This window comes from Actinophytocola sp., from assembly GCF_036402745.1.
In the GTDB taxonomy this organism is placed as follows: domain Bacteria; phylum Actinomycetota; class Actinomycetes; order Mycobacteriales; family Pseudonocardiaceae; genus Actinophytocola.
In genome coordinates this window covers 1-25501 of the sequence record NZ_DASWSJ010000375.1, presented here as the reverse complement: position 1 = coordinate 25501, position 25501 = coordinate 1, and the positions used below count along the sequence as shown (strand labels likewise).

The window sequence follows — 25501 nt, the reverse complement described above, 5'->3', positions numbered from 1 at the left end:
GGCCGCGACCAGCGTCGCGGCGCCGACGACGGCGCCGGTCCAGCCGAGCCACGACGGGTACGCCTCGAGCGTCATCGCCAGGCCCAGCAGGGTCAGGGGCACGCCGATCAGCAAGGCCATCCCGATCAGGGACGGGCCGTGGGTCGCCGCGGCGACCGCGTGGGCGGCGCGGACGAACTCGACGCGCTCGGCCGGGGTCGCGCGGCTCGCGGCGTCGGCCAGCTCGGGGAGGGCGAGGCCCTCGCTCGTGCTCTCGACGCTGAAGACGGCCAGGCCGACGACCGCGCTGGTCACACCCGCGCGGCCGAGTAACCAGGCCGCCGGCCGGGTCAGCGAGCCGGCCAGCGCGAGGAGGCCGGTCAGGCCCACCAGCGCACCGATGACGGCGAACACGTGGACCGCGGCGTAGCTCGGGCGCGATGCGACGAAGGTCAGCGCGGCCTCGGCGTCGGCGGCCGGCGTGTCCCCGTGCATCAGTCGGACCGTCGCGAAGATGACGGCGCCGGCGACGGCGGACAGGCCGCCGGCCTTGAGCGTGAGAGCGGTGTGCTGCGTCATCGTGGGTTCCTTCCCGGTGGTCGGGTGGCGTAGTCGGCCAGGCCGGCTTCGAGGAGATCCAGCGCGCGGTTGGTGGCGGCGGTCCGCCCCCCGCTGCGCGCGGCGGTCTGGTGGCCGGCGCGCAGGGCACCGATCAACGCGACCGCGGCGACGAACGGCTCGGCCGAGCCGGGGTCGGCGCCGGTCTCGCGGGCGAGGACCTCGGCGAGGGCGTCCTCGTACCGGGCGGCCATGGCTCGCTGGTGCGCCCGCAGCGTCGGGCTGGCGGCCACCAGCCGGCGGAACGCCAGCTGTTCGGCTCGCGGGGCGCCCTCGCCGAGCTCGGTGGCCGCCCGGGTCAGGCACTCCCGCACCGCGGTCAGCACGGACCGGCCGGGGGCGCGCTCGCGCACGGCGTCGAGCAGCTGCTCGAGCACGCTGTCGTCGGCGTCGAAGACCAGGTCGGCCTTGGTCGGGAAGTGGTTGTACACGGTCTTCTCCGCCACCTCGGCCGCCGCGGCGATCTGCGCCACGGTGACCTGGTCGAAGCCGTGCTCGGTGAACAACCGCCGCGCCGTCCCGGCGATCGCCTGCCGGGTGCGGCGCATCTTGCGCTGGGTCAGGCTCTCGTCCATGGCCATCCCGTCCTCCATGGCTACAGTGACTATAACGCTATAGCCACTGCACCGCACTCACAAGTATCGGGTCGTTTGGGCTCGCGGGTCGCGGGTAGTCGCCGGCATGTCTGGTCAGGTGTTTCGGGACCGGCGGGATGCCGGTCGGTCATTGGTCGGGCTCCTCGAGCGGTATCGCGGCCGTGCTGACGTCGTCGTACTGGGGCTGCCGCGCGGCGGGGTCCCGGTCGCCTACGAGGTCGCGGACGGGATCGGGGCGCCGCTGGACGTCTTCCTCGTCCGCAAGCTCGGCGTGCCGGGCCAGCCCGAGCTGGCCATGGGGGCGATCGCCAGCGGCGGCGTGATCGTGGTCAACGACGACGTGGTGCGCGGCCTCGCCCTTCTCCCCCGGGTCATCCAGGAGGTGGCCGAGAGGGAAGGCAAGGAACTGCTCCGCCGGGAGCGGGCCTACCGCGAGGGCCGCCCGATGGTCGACGTCGCCGGCAAGGTCGTGATCCTGGTCGACGACGGGCTCGCGACCGGGGCCAGCATGCGGGCCGCGATCCAGGCCCTGCGGCGGCTGCATCCCGCGGAGATGGTGGTGGCGGTGCCCGCCGCGCCGCGGTCCACCTGCGAGGAGCTGAGGCTCGAGGTGGACGAGGTCGTCTGCGCGACCACGCCGTCGCCGTTCTTCGCGGTCGGGGCGTCGTACTGGGACTTCACCCAGACCACCGACGAGGAGGTACGCGACCTGCTGCGCGCCGCCGCCCGGACCCGGCCGGTGCCGAGCGCGCAGGGGCCGACCGAGGTCTCCGTCATCCGCGCGGTGGCGACCCCGGTGGAGGACGGGGTGCCGCCCGACGACGTGCTGTTCGACCTGGTCGGCGAGGCCCGGTTCGTGCTGATCGGCGAGGCCTCGCACGGCACCCACGAGTTCTACGCCGCGCGGGCGCGGATGACGCGGCGGCTCATCGAGGAGAAGGGCTTCTGCGCGGTCGCGGTCGAGGCCGACTGGCCGGATGCCTACCGGGTGAACCGCTTCGTCCGGGGCCAGGGCGCCGACGACACCGCCGAGGAGTCGCTGCGGGGCTTCGAACGGTTCCCGACCTGGATGTGGCGCAACGCCGACGTGCTGGACTTCCTCGGATGGCTCCGCGAGCACAACGACCGCGCCGGCGACGAGCGCGCCAAGGCCGGCTTCTACGGGCTCGACCTCTACAGCCTGCACCGCTCGGCCGCCGAGGTCATCGCCTACCTGGAGAGCGTCGACCCCGAAGCCGCCGCGCGGGCCCGGGAGCGCTACTCCTGCTTCGACCACTCCGACGGCGAGGGCCAGGACTACGGGCTCGCCGCGGCGTTCGGCGCCGGGGAGTCGTGCGAGCAGGCCGTCCTCGACCAGCTCGTCGACCTGCACCGGCACGCGCTGGACTACGCGCGGCGCGACGGGATGGTCGCCGAGGACGAGCTGTTCTACGCCGAGCAGAACGCCGGGCTCGTGCGTGACGCGGAACGCTACTACCGCACGATGTTCGGCGGCCGCGTCTCCTCGTGGAACCTGCGTGACCAGCACATGGTCCAGACCCTCGACGCGCTGGCCGACCACCTGCGCACGCAGCGCGGCACGCCGGCGAAGATCGTCGTGTGGGCGCACAACTCCCATCTCGGCGACGCCCGCGCCACCGAGATGTCCGCCCGCGGCGAGCTCAACGTCGGGCAGCTCGTCCGAGAGCAGCACGCCGGGGACTGCCGGCTGATCGGCTTCACCACCTACACCGGCACGGTCACCGCCGCCGACGACTGGGGGGCGCCCGCCGACCGCAAGCAGGTGCGGCCGGCGCTCGCCGACAGCGTGGAGGAACTGTTCCACGAGGTCGGCCAGAAGGAGTTCCTGGTGGGCTTCGGCCCCGCCTCGCCGGCGACCGAGGCACTGCGCGCGGCCCGGCTCGAGCGCGCGATCGGCGTGGTCTACCGGCCGCAGACCGAGCGGCAGAGCCATTACTTCTGGTCCCGGGTCGCCGACCAGTTCGACGCGGTGATCCACGTCGACGAGACCCGGGCGCTCGAGCCGCTGGAGCGCACCGCCAGCTGGGAGGCCGGCGAGGTGCCCGAGACTTATCCACACGCGGTGTAGGCCATGGACGACCTACGCATCCCCGCCGGCGGGCGCACCCTGTACGGCGACGTCGAGATACCCGAGTCCGCGTCCGGCGTGGTGGTCTTCGCGCACGGTAGCGGCAGCGGCCGGCACAGCCCGCGCAACCGGTTCGTGGCGCGGCGGTTGCGTGACGCCGGCCTCGCCACCGTGCTGGCCGACCTGCTGACCCCGGAGGAGGAGCGGGCCGACGCGGCGACCGGCGCGCTCCGGTTCGACATCGGCCTGCTCGCCGATCGGGTGGTCGAGCTGACCGACTGGGTGGCCGGCTACGAGCCGCTCACCGGCCTCGGGCTCGGGCTGTTCGGCGCGAGCACCGGCGCGGCGGCCGCCCTCGTCGCGGCCGCCCGCAGGCCGAACGTCGTACGAGCCGTCGTGTCCCGGGGCGGCCGGCCGGACCTGGCGGGCGAGGACCTGCGCGCCGTCCGGCAGCCGACGCTGCTGATCGTGGGCTCCCGCGACGAGATCGTCCTCGAGCTCAACCGGGTGGCCATGCAGCGGCTCGCCGGCGAGGCCCGCCTGGAGATCGTGCCGGGCGCGACGCACCTGTTCGAGGAGCCCGGTGCGCTGGAGCAGGTGGCGGGCCTCGCGGCCGACTGGTTCACCCGATACCTGACCTACGAGAGGAGTGGGAGCACATGAGCGACACCGGATTCGCCTCGTTCACCACCACCATCGACAAGACGAACCACATCCTGCACGAGATCGAGACCGCGTTCGGCTGGCCCCGCGACCGCCGCAACCAGTCCTACGCCGCGCTGCGCGGGGTGCTGCACGCGTTGCGCGACCGCCTCACGGTCGAGGAGGCGGCGCAGCTCGGCGCGCAGCTGCCGATGCTGGTGCGCGGCATCTACTACGAGGGCTGGGACCCGAGCCGGGTGCCGCTGAAGATGCACCGGGACGAGTTCCTGCAGCGGGTCCGCAAGGAGTTCCCCTACGACGTGGTCGGTGGCGTCGAGTCCGTGGTGCGCACGGTGCTCGACGTCCTGCGCCAGCACGTCACCGATGGCGAGTGGGCGGACGTCAAGGCCGCCATGCCGAAGGACCTCGCCACCACGCTTCCTTAGGAGGCCGCGATGGCCGTCAAGCTGAACCAACGCGCGTTCGACTACGCGAAAAGTCTCGTCGCGGACGGGAAGTACGTCGCGGACGAGCGGGACGACTGGAGCGAGCACCAGCCGTCCACCAAGCAGCAGAACGAGTTCATCGAGCAGCACGGGATCGACGAGTACGGCCGCTGGCACCTCGGCGTCGACGACGAGCGGCCCACGGACACCAAGGGCCACTACAGGTTCCCGTACGGCGACTTCGAGGACGTGCACCGGTGCGCGCTGCTGGCCGCCGAGTCACGGGCGGGCCAGCGCAAGTACTACGACATCGAGCTGGCCGTCGCCCATCTGCACGGCATGCTGGACGCGCTGCGCACCAGACAGTCCACTGAGGACCGGTAGGGCCGATGCCGATCGGCGGCAGATTTCCGAGCAACTATTCCTCGCCCCAGGGCGTATGCTGGACAACTGCCCTGGACCCCGGCGTGACTGAACTGACCGGAGGACCGACACCATGGCAGACACCGACAGCGCGGCCACCGCGATCCGGCACGCCGCGCACGAGGGCTGGTTCACCATCACCGAGGCCGAGGTGCTGATCGAGCGCCTGCGCGCCGGGACAGCCGCCGGGACGACCAGCGACGCGGCGAACGTCCTTCCGGCCGAACCGGACCCGGCCGAGGCCCCGGTGGTCCCGGCGAGGAGGGCCGTGGACGAGGCACTATGAGTTGTGCGGGTTCGCCAGTGGTGGGTCGGGCTGAGTGGGCGGCGGCGTGGGCTGGTCGCCGCCGTCGCCGTGCTGGTCCTCGTCGGGGTCACCGTCGTGGGGGTGCGGGCCGGGCGGGGTGACTCCCCCGCGGCCGGTGCGCCCGCGCAGGACCGGGCCGGGCCGGTGCTGCTGGTGCCCGGCTACGGCGGCTCCCGCGCCTCACTGTCCACTTTGGCCGATCGGCTGCGCGGGGCCGGGCGGAGCGCGCAGGTGCTGACGCTGCCCGGGGACGGCACCGGTGACCTGCGGGCCCAGGTGCGCGTGCTGGACCGGGCGGCGGCCGCCGCGGTGGCCGCGGGGGCGCCGTCGGTGGACGTGATCGGGTACTCGGCGGGTGGCGTGGTGGCGCGGCTGTGGGTGGCCGGCGACGGTGCCCGGCTCGCCCGCCGGGTGGTCACGCTCGGCTCGCCGCTGCACGGGACGCGGACCGCCACGGCCGGGGGCGCGCTGGTGCCGGACGCCTGCCCGGTCGCGTGCCAGCAGCTCAGCCCGGGCAGCACGCTGCTGACCGAGCTCGACCAGCAGGCGCTGCCCACGACGCTGCCGTGGCTGTCGGTGTGGACCGAGAACGACCGGACGGTGCTCCCGCCAGACTCCGCGCGGCTGCCCGGCGCGGTGAACGTGCCGCTGCAGAACGTCTGTCCCGACGCCGTGGTGGCGCACTCGCAGCTGCCGGCCGACCCGCTGGTCACCGGGCTCGTGCTGCGGGGCCTCGGCACCGGTCCGCTCGTCGCGCCGGGGCCCGGCGACTGCGGCCCGCTGCGCGCGGGCAGCTAGCTCGTGATGTCCTTGGTGCCGAAGTTGGCCCAGGACGCGGCGAAGAACACGACGACGTAGCCCGCCTGCAGGAGCAGCCCGCGGTTGATGTTGTCCCACAGGATCGGGTCGCGGAAGAAGTCGATCCAGGACAGCCAGTAGTTCGTGGGCAGGTACGGCTTGATCGCGTCGGCCGCGTCCAGCGTCTGCAGGATCGAGCTGGCGATGAGCACCGCGAGGGCGGCCAGCGCCGCGCCGAGGGCCGAGTCGGACAGCGTGGACAGGAACAGCGCGATGGAGCCGAAGCCGAGCATCGACACCACGATGTAGCCGACCGCGGCCAGCAGCCGGGCGGCGAGCTCGGCGGGGCCGAGGGTGGCGCCGGACAGCGACGTGACCGCGCCCGGCTGCCCCACCGCCTCCGCGCCGGTGCCGAACAGCAGCACGCCGATCGCGAGCGAGGTGACCACCACGATCAGCACCGCGAGCACGATGTACACCCCGAGCGCGACCAGCTTCGCCGACAGCAGCCGCGGCCGCGCCACCGGCCGCACCAGCAGGTAGCGCAGCGTGCCGGTGGCCGCCTCACCCGCGATCGCGTCGCCCGCGTACACGGCGACGGCCAGCGGGAGGAACACCGGCAGCACCATCGCGAGCGCCGCGGCCGGGTACAGCGAGCCGTTGTTCAGCACGGCGGACAGGAACGCGCCGCCCTGGCCCGGCGGCGGCGCGAGGTTGGAGACCGACAGGAGGATCGCCACGAGCGCGGGCACCGCGCAGAGCAGCACGATGCTCAGCCACACCCGCGGGCGCAGCACCAGCTTGCGCAGCTCGACGGCGATCACGGCGTGCGCTCCATCCGGTCGGCGCCGTGCCCGGTGAGGTCCAGCACGACCTGCTCCAGCGACCGGCGCTGCTCGGCGATGCCCGTGATCCGCACGCCGTGGCCCACGAGCGACGCGTTGAGCTCGGCGGCGTCGGGGTGCCGGATCACCAGCCGCGGGCCGTCGCGCTCGACGACCTGGCCGTCCAGCAGCGACGCGATCCGCGCGGCGTCCGGGCTCTCGACCAGGATGTGCCCGGTGGGCGCCCGCAGGCTCTCGAGATCGTCCTGCAGCACGAGCCTGCCGCGGTCGACGATGCCCACCCTGGTGCACAGCAGCTCCACCTCGGAGAGCAGGTGGCTGGACAGGAACACCGTGGTGCCGGCCTCGTTCAGGCTGGTCAGCAGGTCGCGGATCTCCCGGATCCCGCGCGGGTCGAGGCCGTTGGTGGGCTCGTCGAGGATCAGCAGCCGGGGCCGGCGCAGCAGGGCCGCGGCCAGCCCGAGCCGCTGGCGCATGCCGAGCGAGTAGGCCCGCACCGGGCGGCGGTCGACCCCGGCCAGGCCCACCTGCTCGAGCGCCTCCTCGATCCGGCGCTTGCGGGTGCGCCGGCGGCCACCCGCGCCCGCGGCGTCGAGCAGGTCCAGGTTCCGCCGGCCGGACAGGTGCGGGTAGGCAGCGGGCCCCTCGACGAGCGCGCCTATCTCCGGGAGCACGGCCCCCGCCCGCGCCGGGACGGGCCGGCCCAGCACCTCGATCTCCCCGCTGGTCGCGTAGACGAGACCCAGCAGCAGGCGCACCAGCGTGGTCTTGCCGGAGCCGTTGGGACCGAGGAACCCGTACCGGTCGCCCTCCCGCACGTCCAGGTCGACGGCGTCCACCGCGACGATCCGGCCGTACCGCTTGGTCAGTGCGCGGGTGACGATCATGGGCCGCTCCAGGACAGCTGGGCCAGCTCGCCCGCCGCCCTGAGCAGCAGCTCGGGCGTGGCCAGCCCGGCGAGCAGGTACCACCGGCGGGCGAACTCGGACCGCACGACCACCACCGACAGCGGCGCGATGGACAGCTGCAGCGCCTCGCCCCGCGGCAGGTCCTTGCTCGTGCCGCCGGCGTTGACGATGGCCTTCCCGACGTCGGCGCCGACGTCGCGGGGAACAGGCACCGCGACGAACGCGGACAGGCCCGTCCCGTACACCCAGACCCCGCGTATCCCACCCACGTCGGCGTCATGCAGCGGCCGCCCCGCGAGCCGCGCGGGCGGGCGGCCACGGCCGAGCCCGCCGAGCGCGTCGGCGATGTCGGGGGCCCGCACGATGCTGAACCCGCTGCCCCGCGGCGACTTCGGCGTGAGCGCGCCGGCGTCGGGCGGGGTGGTGCTCAGCTCGCGGAACTGGCTGACCAGCACCGGCCGGGCGGCGCCCCGGGCGGTGACCTCGATGGCGGTGGGCAGCCCCGTGTCCGGGTCGGCCCACACGTCGACGTGGCCGATCGTGGTGTCCGGGTCGTGCGGCGTGAGGCGCAGGCCCGCCGCCTGGTGGCCGGCCACCCGGCGGGCGGGCAGCGAGCGCACCGGGTCGCCAGCGGCGGCCGACAGGACCCGCCGGGCGAGGTCCGGCGGCAGCAGGTCACCGGCGCGGGGCAGCCGCACGGGTGGCGTGCCGACCAGGCGGGTGAGCTGGTTGGCGCCGTAGTCCCAGGTGAACTCGCCGTCCGGGGAGTGGTAGACGTCCCGCTCGCCGACGGTGGTGACGACGTCGAAGCGCCATCGCGACGGCGAGGCGTACCAGGTGCGGACCCGGGTGGTAGCGGTGAGCAGCGACGTGACGTCCGCGAGCTTGGGCAGCTCGGGCAGCGCCAGGGAGCCAGTGATCTCGGCATAGCCCTGGTAGGGCCGGTCGGCGGAGGCGAGGATGCGGTCCCGCAGCACGCGAGGGTCGACCGACCGCGCGGACACGGGCAGCCAGCCCGGCACCTGCGGCACCAGCACCGCGACCACGGCCAGCACCGCGACCAGCACCCAGCCCCGGACCGTCCTGGGTCGAACAACCGACAAGGCCACCACCCGCTCCGGCGGCGAGTGCGACCGCCCGCGTCACTCCTTACCTACGCCCTTTGTACGCCTCGCCGGCCCGGCCGTGCCGGCGCGAGACATTACGTCCCGCGAACATCGGCGTGACCGCCCGAGCACCGCGCCGCCGCCAGGCGCTCGCCGGCATTGCCGTGACCGGGCGCTCGCTGAACCCGTGCCGGCGGTCCCGGGGTCGATTTCCCGCGGCGGACCGTAACGTTCCCGGGAATTCTGCGAGTAACGGGTATCGCGCACATCGGCTGGAGTTAAAGGAGGCCGTGATGGTGCAGCAGGATGTTCTGACCGAGATTCTGTCCTTCGGGAAAGATCTCGACGGTATCGCGGGAGAGCTCGCCGCAGAGCCGGCCGCCGTCGTCCGCAAGGTGGCGCCGGGCCGCGCCGGGTACGGCGCCGACACGGACGTGGTCGGCGGGCACGCCGAGCGGCTGCCGGCCATCGAGGTCGCCTCCCGCCGCGCCCTGGAGGACTTCGTCGGCCCCGCCCAGAATGCCGTCGAGAAGGTCGCCCGGCAGGGCCCGGACACGCACCTCACCGCCGAGGAAACCGTTGCCCTCGAAGCGATCGTGCTGCCGATGGCCCGCCCGGCGATCCTGATCCAGGACGGCAGCTTCTTCAAGCCGCCCAACCCCTGGACCGACGACCTCGAGCGGCACCGGGCCACCATCGAGACCGTGTGCCGCAGCGTCGGGCGCATCGAGGTCGACGGGCACCCCGCCATCGACTGGGTGGGCACCGGGTGGCTCGCCGCGCCGGGTGTCGTCATGACCAACCGGCACGTGGCCAACGAGTTCGCCACCGCCAGCGGCGCGGGCTGGACATTCACGAGTGGAATGACCGCACGCACGGATTTCAACGAGGAACTCTCGGCCGGCGTGCCGCGGGAGCTCAAGCTGACCGAGATCATCGGAATTCACGCCGAGCTCGACCTGGCCCTGCTCGCGTGCGATTCCGGCGACGGCGTCGCACCGCTGCCGATTTCCGCCGCGCCCACCGGGACGGGCGCGAAGGTCTACGTGGTCGGCTACCCGGCCGCGGACTCGCGCCGCAACGACCCCGACGAGATGCAGCGGATCTTCGCCGGCATCTACAACGTCAAGCGCCTGCAGCCCGGCGCGGTCCGCTCGCTCGACGGGCGCCAGTTCGTCCACGACTGCTCGACCCTCGGCGGCAACTCGGGGTCCTGCGTCGTCGACCTCGAGACGGCCCAGGTCGTCGGCCTGCACTTCGGCGGCCGCTACCTCAAGGGCAACTACGCGGTGGCGCTGTGGGAGCTCGCCGACGACCCGCTGCTGACGTCGGCCGGCGTGCGGCTCTCAGCGTAACCCGAACAGGAGACAAAGCCATGCGGCCCACGATCGTCTACGTACACGGGAACGGGAACATGCCGCGCGCGGACCGGCTGCGGATGGAGTGGGACCGCGCGCTGTTCGGCCGGGACCTCGCCACCTCCTCGCGCATGGCCTACTGGGCGTCCGTGCGCTACTCGCGACCGCTCGACGAGCTCCCGGAGACCACGCCGGCGCCCACGGACCGGCCGCACCTGGTCGAGGCGCCGGAGTCGTTCATCGTCGACACGCTGCTGGGGGCGGCGAAGGAGGCCGGGCCGGCCGAGCTCGCGGCCGACCGGGACCAGCCGCTCGAACCGTGGCTTCGCCGCATGACCTACGCGGCCGAGGCGATGGCCGACGACGGGAGCGTCCAGGAGGTGCTGCCCCTTCCCCGCGCGGCCCGCATCGCCGTCTTCCGGGAGCTGGTGCGGCGCAACTTCCAGGACGTGTACGCGTACTTCTTCGGCGGCGCCAAGGAACCCATGCGCGATGCCGTCCGGCGCGCGCTCGACGGGATCGACGGGCCGGTCGTCGTGCTGGCCTACAGCCTCGGCTCGATCATCGCCTACGACGTCCTGCGCGAGCGCGCCGACGGGCGGCTCACCGTGCCGCTGTTCGTGACGGTCGGCTCGCCGCTCGGCGTGACCGAGATCCAGGACCTGGTCACGACCCCGCTCGAGGTGCCCGCCCCGGTAGCGAAGTGGGTCAACGTGTCCGACCTGCGGGACCTGGTCGCGCTCGACCACACGATCCGCTCGGAGTTCCGGCCCGCCGACCGGTGCCAGGACTTCTTCGTCGACAACCCGGGCGAGGGCCACCACGGGATCGTGGAGTACCTGCGGACGCGCCCGGTCCGCGACTCGGTCCTCGCGCTGTTCGGCTCGGGTCCGGAGACCGCCGTCGCCGCCCGGGCCGCGGACCGCGCGGGCGACCGGCAGAAGAAGATCGGGCTGCTGAAGCGGGGTGCGCTCGTCCGGGCGGACGAGCCGCGCCGGGTGGCCGACCGGATCGACCGGCTGAGCCGGCACGACCCGGCCGTGCGGCCGGTCAGCGCGGAGGCGCTCGCGGCGAACGAGCCGGCGGCGGTGGCCGCGGCGGAGGACGTGCTCGAGCGGATCATCCTCACCGACGACCTGCTCGGCGTCGGCTACCTGGAGGGCGGGGTGGCCGCGGCCCGCGCGGTCGGGCGGGTCGTCATCCGGGACGAGGACGGCCGGGTCGCGGGCTACGGCACCGGCTCGCTGGTCTCGCCGGAGCTGCTGCTGACCAACCACCACGTGCTGCCCGACGCCGCGGTGGCCGGGCGCAGCCGCATCGAGTTCGACTTCCAGGACGGGCCGGACGGCCGGCCGCTGCAGACCAGCGAGCTGGCGCTGGACCCGGACCGCTTCTTCCAGAACGACCAGACGCTCGACTTCGCGCTCGTCGCCGTGCGGGCCACCCCGGGCGAGCTGGCCAGGTTCGGCTTCAACCGGCTCGTCGAGGCCGAGGGCAAGGCGATCGTCGGCGACTTCGTCACGATCGTGCAGCACCCGGGCGGGGAGAAGAAGCAGATCGCGTTGCGCGAGAACCGGGTCGTCGACGTGCTCGACCGGTTCCTGCACTACGAGACCGACACCGAGCCGGGGTCGTCGGGCTCGCCGGTGTTCAACGACCAGTGGGAGGTCGTGGCGCTGCACCACGCCGCCGTCCCCGCCCCCGAGCACGGCGAGCTGGGTGGCTGGCTGAACGAGGGGCTGCGGGTGAGCCGGCTGCTCGCGCACCTGCGCGGCCAGGAGTACCCGGCCGCGCAGCGCGCGCTCGTCGACGCGCTGCTCGGGCAGGAGGCGCGGGCCGAGTCCGTGCGCGTCGACCCGGACTACAGCGACCGGGCCGGCTACGACCCAGACTTCCTCACCGGCCACCACCTTCCGCTGCCGGCGCTGCCCGCGGACCTGCTGGCGCTGGCGGCGGTGAACCGGCAGGCGACCGGCGACCCGGCCTACGTCCTGCCGTACCACCACTTCAGCGTCGTGCTCAACAAGGAGCGGCGGCTCGCCTTCTTCACCGCGGTCAACATCGACGGCGCCATCGCCGAACGGCTGCCGCGCGAGCCCGACCGGTGGATGCTCGACCCGCGGCTGCCCGACGACGAGCAGACCGGCGAGGCCGTCTACCGCACCAACCCGCTCGACCGCGGGCACCTCGTCCGCCGGCTCGACCCCGCGTGGGGCACGACGAAGGCGATCGCGAAGTCGGCCAACGACGACACGTTCCACTTCACGAACTGCGCGCCGCAGCACGCGAACTTCAACCAGAACGACACCACGTGGGCCGGGCTCGAGGACTACATCCTCAACAACGCCGACACGCGTGACCTGCGGGTCACCGTGGTCACCGGCCCGATCCTCGCCGCCGACGACGACACCTACCGGGGCGTGCGGCTGCCGCGCCAGTTCTGGAAGGTCGTCGCGATGGTCAGGGAGTCCGGCGAGCTGTCGGCCACCGGGTACCTGCTCAGCCAGGCCGGCCTGATCGACGGCCTCGAGGCGGCCCCCGCCGAGGCGGCTCCCGCCAAGTTCTCCTACGGCGCGTACCGGACCTTCCAGGTGCCGATCCGCAAGATCGAGGGCCTGACCCGGCTCTCCTTCGGCGACCTGGCGGGCGCCGACCCGCTCGGTGCCGGTACGGAGGAAGCGGCCGCCGCGCCCCGGGAGATCAACCAGCTCCGGGAGATCGTGCTCTGAGCGCCGGGACCGGACGAGGCGGGCGGCGGCCTCGTCCGGTCCCGGTCACACGGTCGAGATCGCCGCGCGGCGCATGGCGAGCCGGGCCGTCACCAGGGTCACCGGGTGGACGATCAGGAACACCGCCGCGATCGTCGCCAGCAACACCCACACCGGGCCCGTCGGGATCCACGAGCCGACCGCCACCGCCGTGGGCAGCACCGTGCACAACGCGATCACGGCGCCCAACGCCAGCCCGGCCACCGCGATGACGGCCGACTCGACCGCGAGCATGCGGGTCACCTCGCGGCGGGTAGCGCCGGCCAGCCGCTGCACGGCGAGCTCCCGGCGGCGCGAGAGGACCGCGACGGCCAGCGTGTTCACCGACGCGATCGCCGCGTAGGCCAGCGCCAGCGCCGCCAGCAGGTAGTTGATCCACGCCTGGACGTTCTGGCCCTGCGCGAACTCGGCGGCGAGCGCGTCCTGCCCGCCGAGCGTCGTGCCGGGGAAGTCCCGCAGCCGCTGCTGAAGACCGGCCGGGTTCCCCTGGACCAGCACGTGTGACGGCAGGCCGGTGAGCGTGTGCGGCGCCAGCAGGCTCGCCGGCACCACGACGCTGCCGTAGTTCGACGGGCTGTCCAGCAGCGCCACGACCCTCACCTTCGCCCGGGTGCCGTCGCCGAGCCGCAGGGTCACCGCCGAGCCGACGGTGAGGCCCAGGTCCTCGGCCTGGCTCGCGGGCAGCGCCACGGTGTTGCCGTCGAGGTCGGTCAGCGAGCCCGCGGTCACCGGCGTGGCCAGGGCCGAGCCGTCGGAGATGCCGACGAACGGCCACGGGTCGCTGCCGCGTCCGTCGTAGGGCCGCTCCAGCCATCCCGAGCTCGTCACCAGCGCGGCCGCCGCGGTGACCCCGGGGGTGTCGCGGATCGTGTCGAGCAGGCCGGGCGCGATGCCACCGGCGGCCGACCCGACCACGGCGTCCGCGCGGAGCTCCCCGACGTGCGCGTCGAGCGCGGCGGCGTCCATGGTGGTCTGCGAGTACACGTTGCCCAGCGCGATGGCCGTCGCCAGGGTCAGCGGGGTCAGCACCGCCGCGAACTGCACCGCCCGCGACCGCGTGTTGATCACCGCGAGCGGCCCGTGCCGGCCGGCCAGCCGCCGGATCGCCGGGGCGGCCCGCGCGACGAGGAGGTCGACCAGCTCCGGGCCGAGCAGCGCGACCGCGATCGCCCCGGTGAGCACCGCCGGGCCGCCGACCGCGGCGGCGGTGTCGGGGTCGAGGAACATCGTGCTCACCGCCAGCGCGCCGGTCCCGGCCACGAACACCCGCGCGAGCAGCCGCCGCGCCGGGTGCACCGTCGCCGGCGGGATCGACGCCTCGACGAGCGCCTGTACCGGCTTGGTCCGGGCCGCCGCGCCGGCGGCGAACCGGGCCGCGAGCCACGGCGCGACGAGCGCGAGCAGCGCCCCGGCCGCGAACGGGATCGGCCCCTGCCGGAACTCCAGCGCCGCGGGCACGACCCCGCGCTCGGCGCTGAGCCGGAAGATCACGTCCCCCACCACGCTGCCCAGCAGCAGCCCCCCGGCCGCGGCGAGCACGGCGACGGCCATCGTCTCGGCCACCACCAGCGTGCGGGTCTGCGCCGGCGTGGCCCCGGTCGCCCGCAGCAGCGCGAGCTCCCGCTGCCGCTGGCGCACCGACAGGCTGATCGTCGCCCACACGACCAGCGCCATGACGACCAGGACCATGCCGCCGAAGATGCTCGACAGCAGGATGAGCGGCAGCATGCTCCCGGCGATCCCGGGGAACTCCGCGGCGCCGCGGTCCTCGCCGGTGAGGACGGTCAGCCCGGCGGGCAGCCGGCCGGCGAGCTCGTCGGCGGAGACGCCGTCGGCCGGGCGGATGCCGATCACGTCGGCCGTGTCCGGGTGCGCGGAGAGCCGGTCCACGTCGGTGGTGGCGAAGAACATCGCGGCCGCGTCGACGTGCTGGCGCGACGCGGCGACCCCGGCGACGGTGAACGACTCCGGCCGGCCGGAGACGACCAGCCGCACGTCGTCGCCGGGGTGCACCCGGGCCCGCGACGCGGTGGCCGCGTCCAGCACGACCTCGCCCTCGTGCGGGGCGGCGCCATCGGTGAGCGTGTACGGGGTGATGCCCGCGGAGGCCCAGTCGTGTCCGGAAAGGACGGTCCCGCCGGTGGGTGCCTGCCCGGCGACGACCGCGGGGAAGGACAGGTCGGCCCACGCGTCGGCGACCCCGGGCAGCGCGCGGAGCTGGCTCAGTCGGGCCATGTTCACGCCCGAGCGCTCGGCGTAGGGCACGGTCTCCGACTCCTGGTCGGGCAGCTTGAACCCCTCGGACCCGGTGACGAGCAGCTCCGCGCCGGCCAGCCGCTGCGGCTGCGCGTTGAGGCGCAGGGCGGTCTCGAACAGCCCGCCGCAGGCCACCAGCAGCGCCGAGCCGACCAGCACGGCGAGGAAGGTCGCCACGAAGGCCGCGAGCCGGTGTCGCAAGCTCGCCAGCGCCAGCGCGATCATCGCCGTCCCCTTGCCAGCTCGCCGAGGTGGACCAGCCGGTCGGCGACCAGCTCGACGGTCGGCGGGGCGATCCGGTCGACGAGCCGGCCGTCCACGAGGAACAGCACCGCGTCGGCGTAGGACGCGGCCACCGGGTCGTGGGTCACCATGACCACGGTCTGCCCGCCGCGCGCGACCTCGCGGACCAGCTCGAGCACGTCGAGCGCGGTCCGGCTGTCCAGCGCGCCGGTCGGCTCGTCGGCGAAGACGACCTCGGCCCGGCTCGCCAGCGCGCGGGCGATCGCCACCCGCTGCTGCTGGCCGCCGGACAGCTCGCCGGGCCGGTGCTTGGTCCGATCGCCGAGACCGACCCGGCCCAGCACCTCCGTCACCCACGCCGTGTCCGGCTCGTGGCCGGCGAGCAGCGCGGGCAGCGTGACGTTCTGCCACACGGTCAGCGCGGGCATCAGGTTGAACGCCTGGAACACGAACGCCACGTGCTCGCGGCGCAGCTCGGTCAGCTCGCTCTCGTCCTTGCCCGCCAGCGGCGTGCCCACCAGCGTGACCGTGCCCGAGGTCGGCTCGTCGAGTCCGGCCGCGCAGTGCAGCAGCGTGCTCTTGCCGGACCCGGACGGGCCCATGACCGCGGTGAAGCTGCCTGCGGCGAGGTCGACGCTCACCCCGTCGAGCGCGGTGACCGCCTGGTCGCGGCGGCCGTAGACCTTGCCGACGTCGTGGAGCCGCACGGGCGCGGTCATGCCGGGCGCTTCCGCGAGGTCGCCCACCACAGGGCGCCGACGATGACGCCGCCGACGCCGACCGACCACAGCCACCACGGGTTGACGAGGTGCCAGCTGACGAGGCAGGCCACCAGCCATACGGTGAACTGGACGACGTTCACCGCGACCCACACGCCGGTGACCACCCGGCGGGTCGTGACGAGGGAGCTACGCGTGGACACGGAGACCACCACCGAACGGGCTCGGCCGGTCCTCGGCGAGCAGGAGCTGGTAGGTCCACTCGACGCCACGCGCGATGCCGGCCACGACGACGGCGCCGCCGAGCACCGACCAGAGCCACCACGGGCTGTCGAGCGACCAGCTGATGAGGCTGACCATCGCCCACACGATGAGCTGGACGACGTTGAGCGCCACCCACAGCGCGGCGGCCACCCGGGGCACGGCGAGCAGCCCGGCCGGTGCCGCGCCGAGGCCGGCGACGGCCGCGGTCAGCTCGCCCCGGTTGGCGGCCCTCGCCAGCCGCTGCTGGCGGTCCCGGGCCTGGTCGGCGGTGATGGTGCCGGCGGTCTGGGCCCGGGCGATCCGCCCGTCCGCGGCACCGCGTTCGGCGTCGGTGAGGGCCCTGCGTTCGGGCCACAGGTATCGGTCGAACATCCTGTTCATTCCCCTTTGACTTAATTAGTGTGTGATATGAACAGTTTATGTGGGGCACAGTTCTTGAGGAAATGGAGCCAGCATGCTTGACAGGACCGCGGAGCCTGCGCTACCGCCGGGGCTCGCGCTGGTCTGGGGCTTCCCGCCGCCCGCAAGACGTGGTCCCAAGCCGGGGCACAGCGTGGCGCAGATCGTCGAGACGGCCATGGCCCTGGCCGACGACGGGGGCTTCGCGGCGCTGTCCCTGCCGAAGATCGCCAAGCGGCTCGGCCTGACGGCCAACGCGCTGTACCGGTACGTCAGCTCGAAGGACGAGCTCCTGCTGCTGCTCCTCGACGCCGGCAGCGGCCCGCCACCCGACGAGCTTCCCGCCGAGTGGCGGGAGGGGGCGGCGGCGTGGACGCGTGCGCTGTTCGACCGGTACCGGGCCCGGCCGTGGCTGCTGGACATCCCCGTGCGCGGCGCGCCGGTGACGCCGAACCTGCTGCGCTGGCTGGAGCGCCTGCTGACCGTGCTGTCCGGCTCCGGCCTGGCCGAGGGCGAGTGGCTCTCGTCGGCGATCCTGCTCGACGGCTACGCCCGGACCACCGCCATGCTGGCCCGCGACCTGGACGGCGGCACCACGACGCCGGTCCAGTCCGCCGAGGTGACCGGGTTCCTCTACCCCCTGCTGAGCGAGCGCGGCTTCCCGATCCTCGCGTCGATGCTCGCCGCCCAGCAGTACGCGGACAGCTCCCCCGACCCCGACATCGACTACGGCCTGGCCCGCATCCTCGACGGCCTCGCGGTCCGCGTCGACGCGGCGCCGGGCGGGGCACAATGAGGACATGACCTCGGGACCCGAAGACAAGCCAGCGGCGAGCGAGCCGGCGCCGGACGCCGAGCAGCCGGTGCTGGACGCCGAGCTGGTCGACAGCACCGCCCTCGAGCTCTCCACGCCACCGCCGGCCGTGCCCGAGGGCGACTACACCACCGCGGGCGTGCCGACCTTCGACTACGTGCGCGACCGGATCGAGGGCCGGGTCGCCACCTCGCTCGGCGCCGGTGAGCTGCCCGAGGAGGAGGCCGCGACCAGCTCGCTCGACGAGAAGCTGGCCAAGCGCGAGCAGGCCGGCCGGGACAAACTGGAGGAGATCCGCCGCTCGATGCGGGAGAAGTAGCCCCGGCGCGGCCGAGGTGCCCGGGGGCTCCCGCCGGAGCGTCCCGAGCACCTCGACAGCTCGCCTGGTGAGCGGCCTCAGCTGGTCGGCATGAGGACCGAGTCGATCAGGTAGACGGTGGCGTTCGCCGTGTGCACGCCGCCGCAGATCACGTTGGCGTTGTTGACCTTCAGGCTGTCGCCGGAGCCGGTGACGTCGACCATGCCCTTCTCGACGGTGGTCTGCCGACCGACGACCTTGTCGGGCGCGAGCTGGCCGGGCACCACGTGGTAGGTGAGGATCTTGGTCAGCAGCGCGTCGTCGGTCTTGAGCGTGCCGATGGTGGCCGGGTCGATCTTGGCGAACGCCGCGTCGACCGGGGCGAAGACGGTGAACTCGCCGCCGTTGAGCGTGTCGACCAGGTTCACCTTCGGGTTCAGCCGCCCGGACACGGCCTGCACCAGCGTCGTCAGCAGCGGGTTGTTGCTCGCGGCGACCGCGACCGGATCCTGGGCCATGCCGGCCACCGAGCCCGCGCCGTCCGGCACCTGCTTGGCGTAGCCCGCACATCCGGGGCCGACCAGGTCGGCGGCCGGGTCCGCCGCCAGCCCACTGTCCGAAGAGGACTGTGTGGTCATCGGGGTGGTCATCGGGGCCTGCCCCGAGGTGGCGCCGTCGTTCGACGCCCCGGTGCCGGAACTGCCGCAGGCGGCGCCGAAGAATGCGATGAACGCGACACCAATGGCCAGCGTGCCGCGACGAATGCTGCGCTTCATAACCGGTGCTCTCTCCCATTCGAATTCAAGCTGTGAACACCCGGACTTCGGAAGCCGGGCGCGGCCGGATGGGAGCCACCGGTCTTCGTTACCCGTTCGTGACCTGATCGGAGAGGTTGGCACGAAACCAATCCGCGCGGCCCGGGCCCGCGAACACCAGTGGTGAGACCGGACAACCTTGTGAGGACGCAGTGCTGACTCTTGCTCTTATCGGACTCATCGGCGGGCTGGTCACCGGGATTTCGCCGTGCATTCTCCCGGTTCTTCCGGTCATTTTCCTTTCCAGCGCCCAGGGCGCCCGAGTGGGCGCTCCGGCGGCCGCGAACCTGCCCGAAAAACCGTCCCGGGCCAGGCCGTATCTGGTGATCGCCGGGCTCGTGGTGAGCTTCACGCTCGTCACCCTGTTCGGCTCGCTGCTGCTGTCGCTGCTCGGCCTGCCGCAGGACGTGCTGCGCTGGGCCGGGCTGACCGTGCTCGCGCTCATCGGCATCGGGCTGATCGTCCCGCGGTTCGAGCACCTGCTCGAGAAGCCGTTCGCCTGGATCCCGCAGCGCAGCCCGGACGCCAACCGCGGCGGGTTCCCGCTGGGCCTCGCGCTGGGCGCGGTGTACGTGCCGTGCGCTGGCCCGGTGCTCGCCGCGATCACGGTGGCCGGCTCGACCGGGCGGATCGGCGCCGGCACGGTCGTGCTCACCGCCACCTTCGCGGTCGGCGCCGCGACGCCGCTGCTGGCCTTCGCGCTGGCCGGCCGGCGGGTGACCGAGCGGCTGCGGTCGTTCCGCAAGCGGCAGCGGGGCGTCCGCATCACCGCGGGCGTGGTGATGCTCGCGCTGGCGGCGGGCCTGGTGCTCAACCTGCCGCAGCTGCTCCAGCGGGTGATCCCGGACTACACCAGCGGTTTGCAGGACAAGGTCGACAACTCCGAGCAGGTCAAGGAGGCACTCAACCTCGGCGGGCTGGCGAACGAGCAGAACAAGAACCTCGACCGGTGCACGGCCGGCGCCACCGAGCTGGAGAGCTGCGGGACCGCGCCGGACCTCAAGGGCATCCAGCAGTGGTTCAACACGCCCGGCGACTCACCCGTCGACCTGAGGCGGCTGCGCGGCAAGGTCCTGCTGCTCGACTTCTGGGCGTACTCCTGCATCAACTGCCAGCGCTCGATCCCGCACGTCGTGGCCTGGGACAGGGCCTACCGGGACGCCGGGCTGCGGGTGATCGGCGTCCACGCCCCCGAGTACGCGTTCGAGAAGGAGCCCGGCAACGTCGAGTCGGCCGCGGCGAAGTTCGGCATCCGCTACCCGGTCGCGCTGGACAACTCGCTCGCCACCTGGACCAACTACCGCAACCGGTACTGGCCCGCGCACTACCTGATCGACGCGCGCGGCACCGTCCGGCACATCAAGTTCGGCGAGGGCGACTACGACGTCACCGAGCGGATGATCCGCGACCTGCTCACCGACGCCGACCCCGGCACCCGGCTGCCCGCGGCGACCGGCACCGCCGACGACACGCCCGTCACCGCCGACATCACCCGGGAGACCTACCTTGGCTCGACGAAGCGGGTGAACTTCGCCGGCGGCGGGACCTACACGGCGGGCGACCGGTCGTTCCGGCTGCCCGGCCGGCAGGCCGCGGACACGTTCGCGCTGGCCGGCGACTGGCGGCTGACCAGCCAGCACATCACGCCGACCGGCGAGGGTGGCCGCATCCGGCTGAACTACCGGGCCAAGGAGGTGCGCATGGTCCTGTCCGGCAGCGGCACCGTGACCTACCGGGTGGCCGGGCAGCGCAGGACGATCCGGGTCGCCGGCACCCCCGACTCCTACCAGCTTCTGTCCACACAGGACACCAAGGCCGGCAGCGTGACGGTGACGGTGAGCCCGGGGGTGCGGGCCTACTCGTTCACCTTCGGCTGACCGGCCAGCCGAGCACGACCCGCGAGTGGACCTTCTCGACGACGTGGCCGTCGGGGAGGTCCGCGGTGGGCGTGCTGGCCGGCCAGACCTCGATGCGGGCGCTCGGGCCCGGCCGGTGCTCGCGGTGCCACGTGCGGATGAGCTCGACGTAGCGGTCGGCCTGGTACTCCGCGTCCGGGCCGTGCGCGCGAACCCCCAGCTCGAAGCGGCGCGGGCCGGCCGGGCGGATGTCGCGGTAGGCCAGCGTGGCGCCGGCGACCGCGGTGGGGACGCCCCACCGCGCGGCCTCGGGGAAGCCCCGGCGGGGGTCCGCCGCGACCAGGTGGCAGAAGCCGGACGCGGTGCAGGCGAGCCACAGGTCCAGGTCGTCGGACGGCTCGCCCGCGCCGACCTCGATGCCGGACCACCGGGTGAGCGCGGGCTCGGCCAGCGCGGCGCGGAGCTTGTCGACACCGGAGGGCTGCCGGCCGTCGACCCGCAGCCGGACGGACTCGTCGAGCGGCACCCAGTCCTCGCCGGCCACCTCGATGCCCTGCATCGGCACGCACGCGACCCGGTGGTAGCCGCCGGCGCTGACGAGGTGACCGTCCGCGCGGTCGAGCGCGACACTGCGGGTGAGCCCGCGCATCCGCAGCGGCACGACCAGCCGGCCACCCTCGGCGAGCTGGTCGACCCACGCGGGCGGGATGTCCGCGGCCTCGGCGGTGACGAGCACCCGGTCGTAGGGCGCGCGTGCCGCGACGCCCTGCTCCGCGTCCGCGTGCACGACGTTGACCTGCGCGTATCCGGTGTAGGCGAGGCAGGTCCTGGCGCGGTGCACGACCTCGCGGTCGATGTCGACCGAGGTGACCTCGCCGCGCTCGCCCACCAGCTCGGCGACCAGCGCCGCGTTGACCCCGCCGGAGCCGATCTCGAGCACCCGCATGCCGGGTCGCAGCTCCGCCTGCGCCAGCATCAAAGCCTGGACCCGCGGCTCGGTGATGGCGCTGATGGCCACGCCGTGCTGGTCCCGCTTGGTGACCACGGCCTGCTCGCCGTAGACGTGCTCGAGCGGCGTGCCGGGCGAGAACAGGTGCCGCGGCACGGCCCGGAACGCGTCGACGATGTCCGGGTGGATCGGGCTCCCGGCCATGAGCCGGGCGATCATCGCCTCGCGCGCGGCGGCGAACGGCGAGAACGCCGACGTGAGGCCGAGACCGGCACCTCGGAGACCGTCCACTGTGTCCTTTCCCGTGCGGGGCCGAAGGAGTGTCTTCCCCCTCCACTATTACCACGCGCGGTGACAAGCTGGAGTAAGGAATGGTGAAGGTCTCGCGCGGGGTCCGGCGCCCGGCACCGGACTCACTCCTATGTGGACAGTGCGGTCAGCCGGCCGGACGACCTGGAGTCCGCGGCTGTGCCCGAACCCCGCCCCTCCCGAGTACGGCCGCCCGAGTACGGCCGCCGCTCACTGGCCGAGGTGCTCCCCGCCCTGCTCGCCGCGCTCGGCGTCCCCCGGCCCGCCGCCGGCGCTGGCGATCGAGCCGGTGCGGGCCGCCGAGCAGCTGGTGCCGCTGCTACTGACCCCGCGGCGCCTGAGCCCATGCTCGGGGGAGAATCGGGCCGGTGCCGACCAAACCGACCCGCGCCGACCTCGCCGCGGCCACCGAACGGACGCTGCCCGACGTGGTCGCGCCGGGGCTCGCGGTGCTGTTCTCCGGCATCAACCCGGGCCTCTACTCCGCCGCGACCGGCCACCACTTCGCCCGGCCGGGCAACAGGTTCTGGCCGGCCCTGCACCGCTGCGGCTTCACCCCGCGCCAGCTGCGTCCGGCCGAGCAGGACGAGCTGCCCGCCCTGGGCCTGGGCATCACGAACATCGTGGCCCGAGCCACCGCCCGCGCCGACGAGCTGACCGCCGCTGAGCTACGCGAGGGCGCCGAACGGCTCGCGGCGCTGGCGTCGAGATACTCCCCCAGGTTCGTGGCGATCGCCGGCATCTCCGCGTACCGCACCGCCTTCGACCGCCCCAAGGCGACGATCGGCCCGCAGCAGGACCTGGTCGGCGGCGCACGGCTGTGGGTGCTGCCCAACCCGAGCGGGCTGAACGCGCACTACCAGCTACCGGCCCTGGTGGCGGAGTTCCGCACCCTCCGGGCCGCCGCGCGGGCCTGACCCCGCGTCGTGGGCGGCGGCCACGCTCTTGGGCACGACCATGCGCCAGCCGTCGGTGATGAGCTCGCGCAGCTCGGCCACGTCGACGGCGGACAGCCGCAGGTGGACCCAGTGGTAGCGCAGGTCGCCCGTGGCCGGTAAGGAGAACTTGGCCGGCTCGGCCGCGACCAGCTGGGCGCGCTCCTCCTTGGGGAAGGCGAAGCCCAGCGTCTGCTCGTCCCGGGACAGCGCCAGGTACACGATCCGGCCGATGTTGAACTTGACCTGGTCGCGCACGAGCCGCTCGACGGTGCGGGGCAGCCCGGTGGCGATCCGGCGGACATCCTCGGCAGTGGCCATGGCGGTACCCAACCACGGCCCACCGACAGAAACGGGCTACTTCGGGTCGTAGGCCAGGTTCGGCCGCAGCCAGCGCTCGACCTCGGCCAGGTCCATGCCGCGCCGGGTGGCGTAGTCCTCGACCTGGTCGCGGCCGATCCGGCCCACCGTGAAGTACCGCGACTCCGGGTGGGCGAAGATCAGCCCGCTGACGCTCGCCGCCGGGGTCATCGCGAACGACGACGTCAGCGTCATGCCCACCTGCTCGGCGCCGAGCACGTCGAACAGCTCCCGCTTCTCGCTGTGGTCGGGGCTCGCCGGGTAGCCGAAGGCCGGCCGGATGCCGCGGAAGCGCTCCGCGTGCAGGTCGGCCAGGGCCGGGGTGGCGTGCGGCTCGAACCACTCGCGCCGGGCGTGCAGGTGGACGTGCTCGGCGAACGCCTCGGCCAGCCGGTCGGCCAGCGCCTTGACCATGATCGACCGGTAGTCGTCGTTGTCCGCCTCGAACGTGGCCGCCAGCTCCTCCGCGCCGTGGATGGCCACCGCGAAGCCGCCAAGGTGGTCGCCGGCCGGCGCGACGTAGTCCGCGAGCGACCGGTTGGGCCGGCCGTCGGGCTTGGTGGTCTGCTGGCGCAGCATCGGCAGCCGCAGCTCCCCGTCGGGCCGCGCGACCATGATGTCGTCGCCCTCGGCGTGCGCCGGCCAGAAGCCGTACACGCCACGCGCCTGGAACTGGCCGGCCGTGATGATCTTGTCCAGCAACGCGTTGCCGTCCTCGAACAGCTCGCGGGCGGCCGGGTTGGTGTCCAGGATCGCCGGGTACTTGCCCTTGAGCTCCCAGGCCAGGAAGAAGAACTGCCAGTCGACCAGCTCGCGCAGCGTGGCGATGTCCGGCGTGACGGTCCGCACGCCGGTGAACTCCGGCGCCGGCAGTTCGTCGAACACGACCTGCTCGCGGTTGGCCCGCGCCTGCCCGATCGTGAGCAGCGGCTTGGCGTGCCGGTTCTCGTGCTGCTCGCGCAGCCGCTGCTGCTCGACCCGGTTCGTCTTGTCCAGCACCTCCGCGCGGTCGGCGTTGAGCAGGTCGGACACCACGCCGACCACCCGGGACGCGTCGAGCACGTGCACGGTGGTGGAGTCGTAGGCGGGTGCGATCCGCACCGCTGTGTGCTGCCGCGACGTGGTCGCGCCGCCGATGAGCAGCGGCAGCTTGAGCCCGCGGCGCTGCATCTCGGCGGCGACGCTGACCATCTCGTCCAGCGACGGGGTGATGAGCCCGGACAGGCCCACCGCGTCGGCGCCCTCGGCCACCGCGGTGTCGAGGATCTTCGCGGCGGGGACCATCACGCCGAGGTCGATCACCTCGTAGTTGTTGCAGCCCAGGACGACGCCGACGATGTTCTTGCCGATGTCGTGCACGTCGCCCTTCACCGTGGCGAGCACGATCTTGCCCTGGCCGCGCTCGGACTGCAGCCGGCCCTCGCGGCGCGCCAGCTCCTTCTCCGCCTCCATGAACGGCTCGAGGTAGGCGACCGACCGCTTCATCACCCGCGCGCTCTTGACCACCTGCGGCAGGAACATCTTGCCGGCGCCGAACAGGTCGCCGACGATCTTCATGCCGTCCATCAGCGGGCCCTCGATCACGTCGAGCGGCCGCTCCACCTGCTGGCGGGCCTCCTCGGTGTCGTCCTCGATGAAGTCGACGATGCCGTGCAGCAGGGCGTGCGAGAGCCGCTCGGCCACCGGCGCCTCGCGCCAGGACAGGTCGAGGACCCGCTTGGTGCCCGAGCCGCGCACGTTCTCGGCGAAGGCCACCAGCCGGTCGGTGGCGTCCTCGCGCCGGTCGAACAGCACGTCCTCGACGAGCTCGAGCAGGTCCTTCGGGATGTCCTCGTAGACCGCGAGCTGGCCGGCGTTGACGATGCCCATGTCGAGCCCGGCCCGCACGGCGTGCAGCAGGAACGACGAGTGCATGGCCTCGCGCACGACGTCGTTGCCGCGGAAGGCGAACGACAGGTTCGAGATGCCGCCGCTGGTCCGCACGCCCGGGCAGCGCTCCTTGATCCGGGGCAGCGCCTCGATGAAGGCCTTCGCGTAGCCGTTGTGCTCGGCGATGCCGGTGGCGACGGCGAGCACGTTGGGGTCGAACACGATGTCCTCGGGCGCGAACCCGGCCTTCTGGGTGAGGATGTCGTAGGCGCGGCCGCAGATCTCGACCTTGCGGTCGGCGGTGTCGGCCTGGCCCTGCTCGTCGAAGGCCATGACGACCACGCCGGCGCCGTAGTCACGGACCCGCCGGGCCTGGGCGAGGAACGGTTCCTCGCCCTCCTTGAGGCTGATCGAGTTGACCACGCCCTTGCCCTGCACACATTTGAGGCCAGCCTCGAGCACGCTCCACTTTGAACTGTCCACTATGATCGGGATCCGGGCCACCTCAGGCTCGGTCGCGATCAGGTTGAGG

General features: G+C 73.3%; 24 protein-coding genes and 1 pseudogene. 12 read left to right on the top strand and 13 right to left on the bottom strand.

Annotated elements, in window-relative coordinates; genetic code table 11:
* Positions 1 to 558, bottom strand: a pseudogene (locus VGD70_RS33155) (hypothetical protein); the annotation flags it as partial.
* Entirely contained in the window at positions 555 to 1190 is a 636-nt protein-coding gene (locus VGD70_RS33150; protein WP_331088426.1) for a TetR/AcrR family transcriptional regulator, read from the bottom strand. The pseudogene VGD70_RS33155 and the gene VGD70_RS33150, both read right to left, overlap by 4 nt.
* A gap of 133 nt (positions 1191 to 1323) precedes the next feature.
* On the opposite strand from VGD70_RS33150, the gene VGD70_RS33145 reads away from it, so the two are divergent.
* The 6 genes from VGD70_RS33145 (at position 1324) to VGD70_RS33120 (ending at position 5898) form a co-directional block, all read left to right on the top strand.
* Positions 1324 to 3282: an erythromycin esterase family protein gene (locus VGD70_RS33145; protein WP_331088425.1), complete on the top strand. Its 1959-nt coding sequence runs from the start codon at positions 1324 to 1326 to the stop codon at positions 3280 to 3282.
* 3 nt (positions 3283 to 3285) lie between these two features.
* A complete protein-coding gene (locus VGD70_RS33140) occupies positions 3286 to 3945 on the top strand; it encodes an alpha/beta hydrolase (RefSeq protein ID WP_331088423.1) in 660 nt (219 codons plus the stop codon).
* Positions 3942 to 4370 carry a DUF2267 domain-containing protein gene (locus VGD70_RS33135; protein WP_331088422.1) on the top strand — a complete coding sequence of 143 codons (429 nt, stop codon included), beginning with the start codon at positions 3942 to 3944 and terminating at the stop codon, positions 4368 to 4370. Before VGD70_RS33140 ends, VGD70_RS33135 begins: the two co-directional genes overlap by 4 nt.
* Positions 4371 to 4379: 9 nt before the next feature.
* Positions 4380 to 4754 (top strand): hypothetical protein, encoded by a 375-nt coding sequence (locus VGD70_RS33130; RefSeq protein WP_331088420.1) that lies wholly within the window; start codon positions 4380 to 4382, stop codon positions 4752 to 4754.
* 112 nt (positions 4755 to 4866) lie between these two features.
* The gene (locus VGD70_RS33125) at positions 4867 to 5079 is read left to right on the top strand and encodes a hypothetical protein (protein ID WP_331088419.1); all 213 of its coding nucleotides are present in this window, start codon (positions 4867 to 4869) and stop codon (positions 5077 to 5079) included.
* 3 nt (positions 5080 to 5082) lie between these two features.
* Positions 5083 to 5898 (top strand): lipase, encoded by an 816-nt coding sequence (locus tag VGD70_RS33120; protein ID WP_331088417.1) that lies wholly within the window; start codon positions 5083 to 5085, stop codon positions 5896 to 5898.
* On the opposite strand, the gene VGD70_RS33115 is transcribed toward VGD70_RS33120, so the two are convergent.
* The 3 genes from VGD70_RS33115 to VGD70_RS33105 are packed head-to-tail and all read right to left on the bottom strand — an operon-like array spanning position 5895 to position 8760.
* Positions 5895 to 6722: an ABC transporter permease gene (locus tag VGD70_RS33115; protein ID WP_331088415.1), complete on the bottom strand. Its 828-nt coding sequence runs from the start codon at positions 6720 to 6722 to the stop codon at positions 5895 to 5897. The two genes, VGD70_RS33120 and VGD70_RS33115, sit on opposite strands and share 4 nt — an antisense overlap.
* The gene (locus tag VGD70_RS33110; protein WP_331088413.1) at positions 6719 to 7630 is read right to left on the bottom strand and encodes an ABC transporter ATP-binding protein; all 912 of its coding nucleotides are present in this window, start codon (positions 7628 to 7630) and stop codon (positions 6719 to 6721) included. The genes VGD70_RS33115 and VGD70_RS33110 overlap by 4 nt, the downstream gene beginning before the upstream one ends.
* Positions 7627 to 8760, bottom strand: a complete 1134-nt coding sequence (locus VGD70_RS33105) for a hypothetical protein (protein ID WP_414638124.1) — start codon at positions 8758 to 8760, stop codon at positions 7627 to 7629. The genes VGD70_RS33110 and VGD70_RS33105 overlap by 4 nt, the downstream gene beginning before the upstream one ends.
* A gap of 290 nt (positions 8761 to 9050) precedes the next feature.
* On the opposite strand from VGD70_RS33105, the gene VGD70_RS33100 reads away from it, so the two are divergent.
* Both VGD70_RS33100 and VGD70_RS33095 read left to right on the top strand, forming a co-directional pair.
* Positions 9051 to 10112, top strand: coding sequence for a serine protease (locus VGD70_RS33100; protein ID WP_331088409.1), 1062 nt, complete (start codon positions 9051 to 9053; stop codon positions 10110 to 10112).
* Between the two features lie 20 nt (positions 10113 to 10132).
* Positions 10133 to 12844: a DNA/RNA non-specific endonuclease gene (locus tag VGD70_RS33095; protein ID WP_331088406.1), complete on the top strand. Its 2712-nt coding sequence runs from the start codon at positions 10133 to 10135 to the stop codon at positions 12842 to 12844.
* A gap of 45 nt (positions 12845 to 12889) precedes the next feature.
* Here VGD70_RS33095 and VGD70_RS33090 read toward each other — a convergent pair whose 3' ends face one another.
* Genes VGD70_RS33090 through VGD70_RS33075 form a run of 4 tightly spaced genes read right to left on the bottom strand, consistent with a single transcriptional unit; the run spans position 12890 to position 16737 of the window.
* Entirely contained in the window at positions 12890 to 15364 is a 2475-nt protein-coding gene (locus tag VGD70_RS33090; protein WP_331088404.1) for an FtsX-like permease family protein, read from the bottom strand.
* Positions 15361 to 16101 carry an ABC transporter ATP-binding protein gene (locus VGD70_RS33085; RefSeq protein ID WP_331088402.1) on the bottom strand — a complete coding sequence of 247 codons (741 nt, stop codon included), beginning with the start codon at positions 16099 to 16101 and terminating at the stop codon, positions 15361 to 15363. Before VGD70_RS33085 ends, VGD70_RS33090 begins: the two co-directional genes overlap by 4 nt.
* Positions 16098 to 16304 carry a hypothetical protein gene (locus VGD70_RS33080; RefSeq protein ID WP_331088400.1) on the bottom strand — a complete coding sequence of 69 codons (207 nt, stop codon included), beginning with the start codon at positions 16302 to 16304 and terminating at the stop codon, positions 16098 to 16100. Before VGD70_RS33080 ends, VGD70_RS33085 begins: the two co-directional genes overlap by 4 nt.
* The gene (locus VGD70_RS33075) at positions 16291 to 16737 is read right to left on the bottom strand and encodes a hypothetical protein (RefSeq protein WP_331088399.1); all 447 of its coding nucleotides are present in this window, start codon (positions 16735 to 16737) and stop codon (positions 16291 to 16293) included. The genes VGD70_RS33080 and VGD70_RS33075 overlap by 14 nt, the downstream gene beginning before the upstream one ends.
* Before the next feature lie 82 nt (positions 16738 to 16819).
* On the opposite strand from VGD70_RS33075, the gene VGD70_RS33070 reads away from it, so the two are divergent.
* Both VGD70_RS33070 and VGD70_RS33065 read left to right on the top strand, forming a co-directional pair.
* The gene (locus tag VGD70_RS33070; RefSeq protein WP_331088397.1) at positions 16820 to 17560 is read left to right on the top strand and encodes a TetR/AcrR family transcriptional regulator; all 741 of its coding nucleotides are present in this window, start codon (positions 16820 to 16822) and stop codon (positions 17558 to 17560) included.
* Between the two features lie 4 nt (positions 17561 to 17564).
* Positions 17565 to 17897, top strand: a complete 333-nt coding sequence (locus tag VGD70_RS33065) for a hypothetical protein (RefSeq protein WP_331088395.1) — start codon at positions 17565 to 17567, stop codon at positions 17895 to 17897.
* 77 nt (positions 17898 to 17974) lie between these two features.
* Here VGD70_RS33065 and VGD70_RS33060 read toward each other — a convergent pair whose 3' ends face one another.
* Entirely contained in the window at positions 17975 to 18652 is a 678-nt protein-coding gene (locus VGD70_RS33060) for a fasciclin domain-containing protein (RefSeq protein ID WP_331088393.1), read from the bottom strand.
* Positions 18653 to 18843: 191 nt separating this feature from the next.
* Here VGD70_RS33060 and VGD70_RS33055 point away from each other — a divergent pair, with 191 nt between their 5' ends.
* On the top strand, positions 18844 to 20568 hold the full coding sequence (locus VGD70_RS33055; protein WP_331088391.1) for a cytochrome c biogenesis protein DipZ: 1725 nt from the start codon (positions 18844 to 18846) through the stop codon (positions 20566 to 20568).
* Here VGD70_RS33055 and fxlM read toward each other — a convergent pair.
* Entirely contained in the window at positions 20555 to 21787 is a 1233-nt protein-coding gene (gene fxlM / locus VGD70_RS33050) for a methyltransferase, FxLD system (protein ID WP_331088389.1), read from the bottom strand. The genes VGD70_RS33055 and fxlM overlap by 14 nt on opposite strands.
* A gap of 386 nt (positions 21788 to 22173) precedes the next feature.
* Here fxlM and mug point away from each other — a divergent pair, with 386 nt between their 5' ends.
* On the top strand, positions 22174 to 22722 hold the full coding sequence (gene mug / locus VGD70_RS33045; protein ID WP_331088387.1) for a G/U mismatch-specific DNA glycosylase: 549 nt from the start codon (positions 22174 to 22176) through the stop codon (positions 22720 to 22722).
* Here the strand turns inward: mug and VGD70_RS33040 are convergent.
* Positions 22669 to 23061: an MmcQ/YjbR family DNA-binding protein gene (locus VGD70_RS33040; protein WP_331088385.1), complete on the bottom strand. Its 393-nt coding sequence runs from the start codon at positions 23059 to 23061 to the stop codon at positions 22669 to 22671. The two genes, mug and VGD70_RS33040, sit on opposite strands and share 54 nt — an antisense overlap.
* A 36-nt stretch (positions 23062 to 23097) precedes the next feature.
* Positions 23098 to 25501 (bottom strand): vitamin B12 dependent-methionine synthase activation domain-containing protein (locus VGD70_RS33035; RefSeq protein WP_331088384.1); only part of this gene is annotated, 2404 nt, incomplete at its 5' end.

Excerpts from the sequence above, each read along its gene's own strand:
- VGD70_RS33150 (WP_331088426.1), bottom strand. The coding sequence starts at position 1,190 with ATGGAGGACGGGATGGCCATGGACGAGAGCCTGACCCAGCGCAAGATG.
- VGD70_RS33140 (WP_331088423.1), top strand. The coding sequence starts at position 3,286 with ATGGACGACCTACGCATCCCCGCCGGCGGGCGCACCCTGTACGGCGAC.
- VGD70_RS33135 (WP_331088422.1), top strand. The coding sequence starts at position 3,942 with ATGAGCGACACCGGATTCGCCTCGTTCACCACCACCATCGACAAGACG.
- VGD70_RS33130 (WP_331088420.1), top strand. The coding sequence starts at position 4,380 with ATGGCCGTCAAGCTGAACCAACGCGCGTTCGACTACGCGAAAAGTCTC.
- VGD70_RS33125 (WP_331088419.1), top strand. The coding sequence starts at position 4,867 with ATGGCAGACACCGACAGCGCGGCCACCGCGATCCGGCACGCCGCGCAC.
- VGD70_RS33110 (WP_331088413.1), bottom strand. The coding sequence starts at position 7,630 with ATGATCGTCACCCGCGCACTGACCAAGCGGTACGGCCGGATCGTCGCG.
- VGD70_RS33100 (WP_331088409.1), top strand. The coding sequence starts at position 9,051 with ATGGTGCAGCAGGATGTTCTGACCGAGATTCTGTCCTTCGGGAAAGAT.
- VGD70_RS33095 (WP_331088406.1), top strand. The coding sequence starts at position 10,133 with ATGCGGCCCACGATCGTCTACGTACACGGGAACGGGAACATGCCGCGC.
- VGD70_RS33090 (WP_331088404.1), bottom strand. The coding sequence starts at position 15,364 with ATGATCGCGCTGGCGCTGGCGAGCTTGCGACACCGGCTCGCGGCCTTC.
- VGD70_RS33085 (WP_331088402.1), bottom strand. The coding sequence starts at position 16,101 with ATGACCGCGCCCGTGCGGCTCCACGACGTCGGCAAGGTCTACGGCCGC.
- VGD70_RS33075 (WP_331088399.1), bottom strand. The coding sequence starts at position 16,737 with ATGTTCGACCGATACCTGTGGCCCGAACGCAGGGCCCTCACCGACGCC.
- VGD70_RS33070 (WP_331088397.1), top strand. The coding sequence starts at position 16,820 with ATGCTTGACAGGACCGCGGAGCCTGCGCTACCGCCGGGGCTCGCGCTG.
- VGD70_RS33065 (WP_331088395.1), top strand. The coding sequence starts at position 17,565 with ATGACCTCGGGACCCGAAGACAAGCCAGCGGCGAGCGAGCCGGCGCCG.
- VGD70_RS33060 (WP_331088393.1), bottom strand. The coding sequence starts at position 18,652 with ATGAAGCGCAGCATTCGTCGCGGCACGCTGGCCATTGGTGTCGCGTTC.
- VGD70_RS33040 (WP_331088385.1), bottom strand. The coding sequence starts at position 23,061 with ATGGCCACTGCCGAGGATGTCCGCCGGATCGCCACCGGGCTGCCCCGC.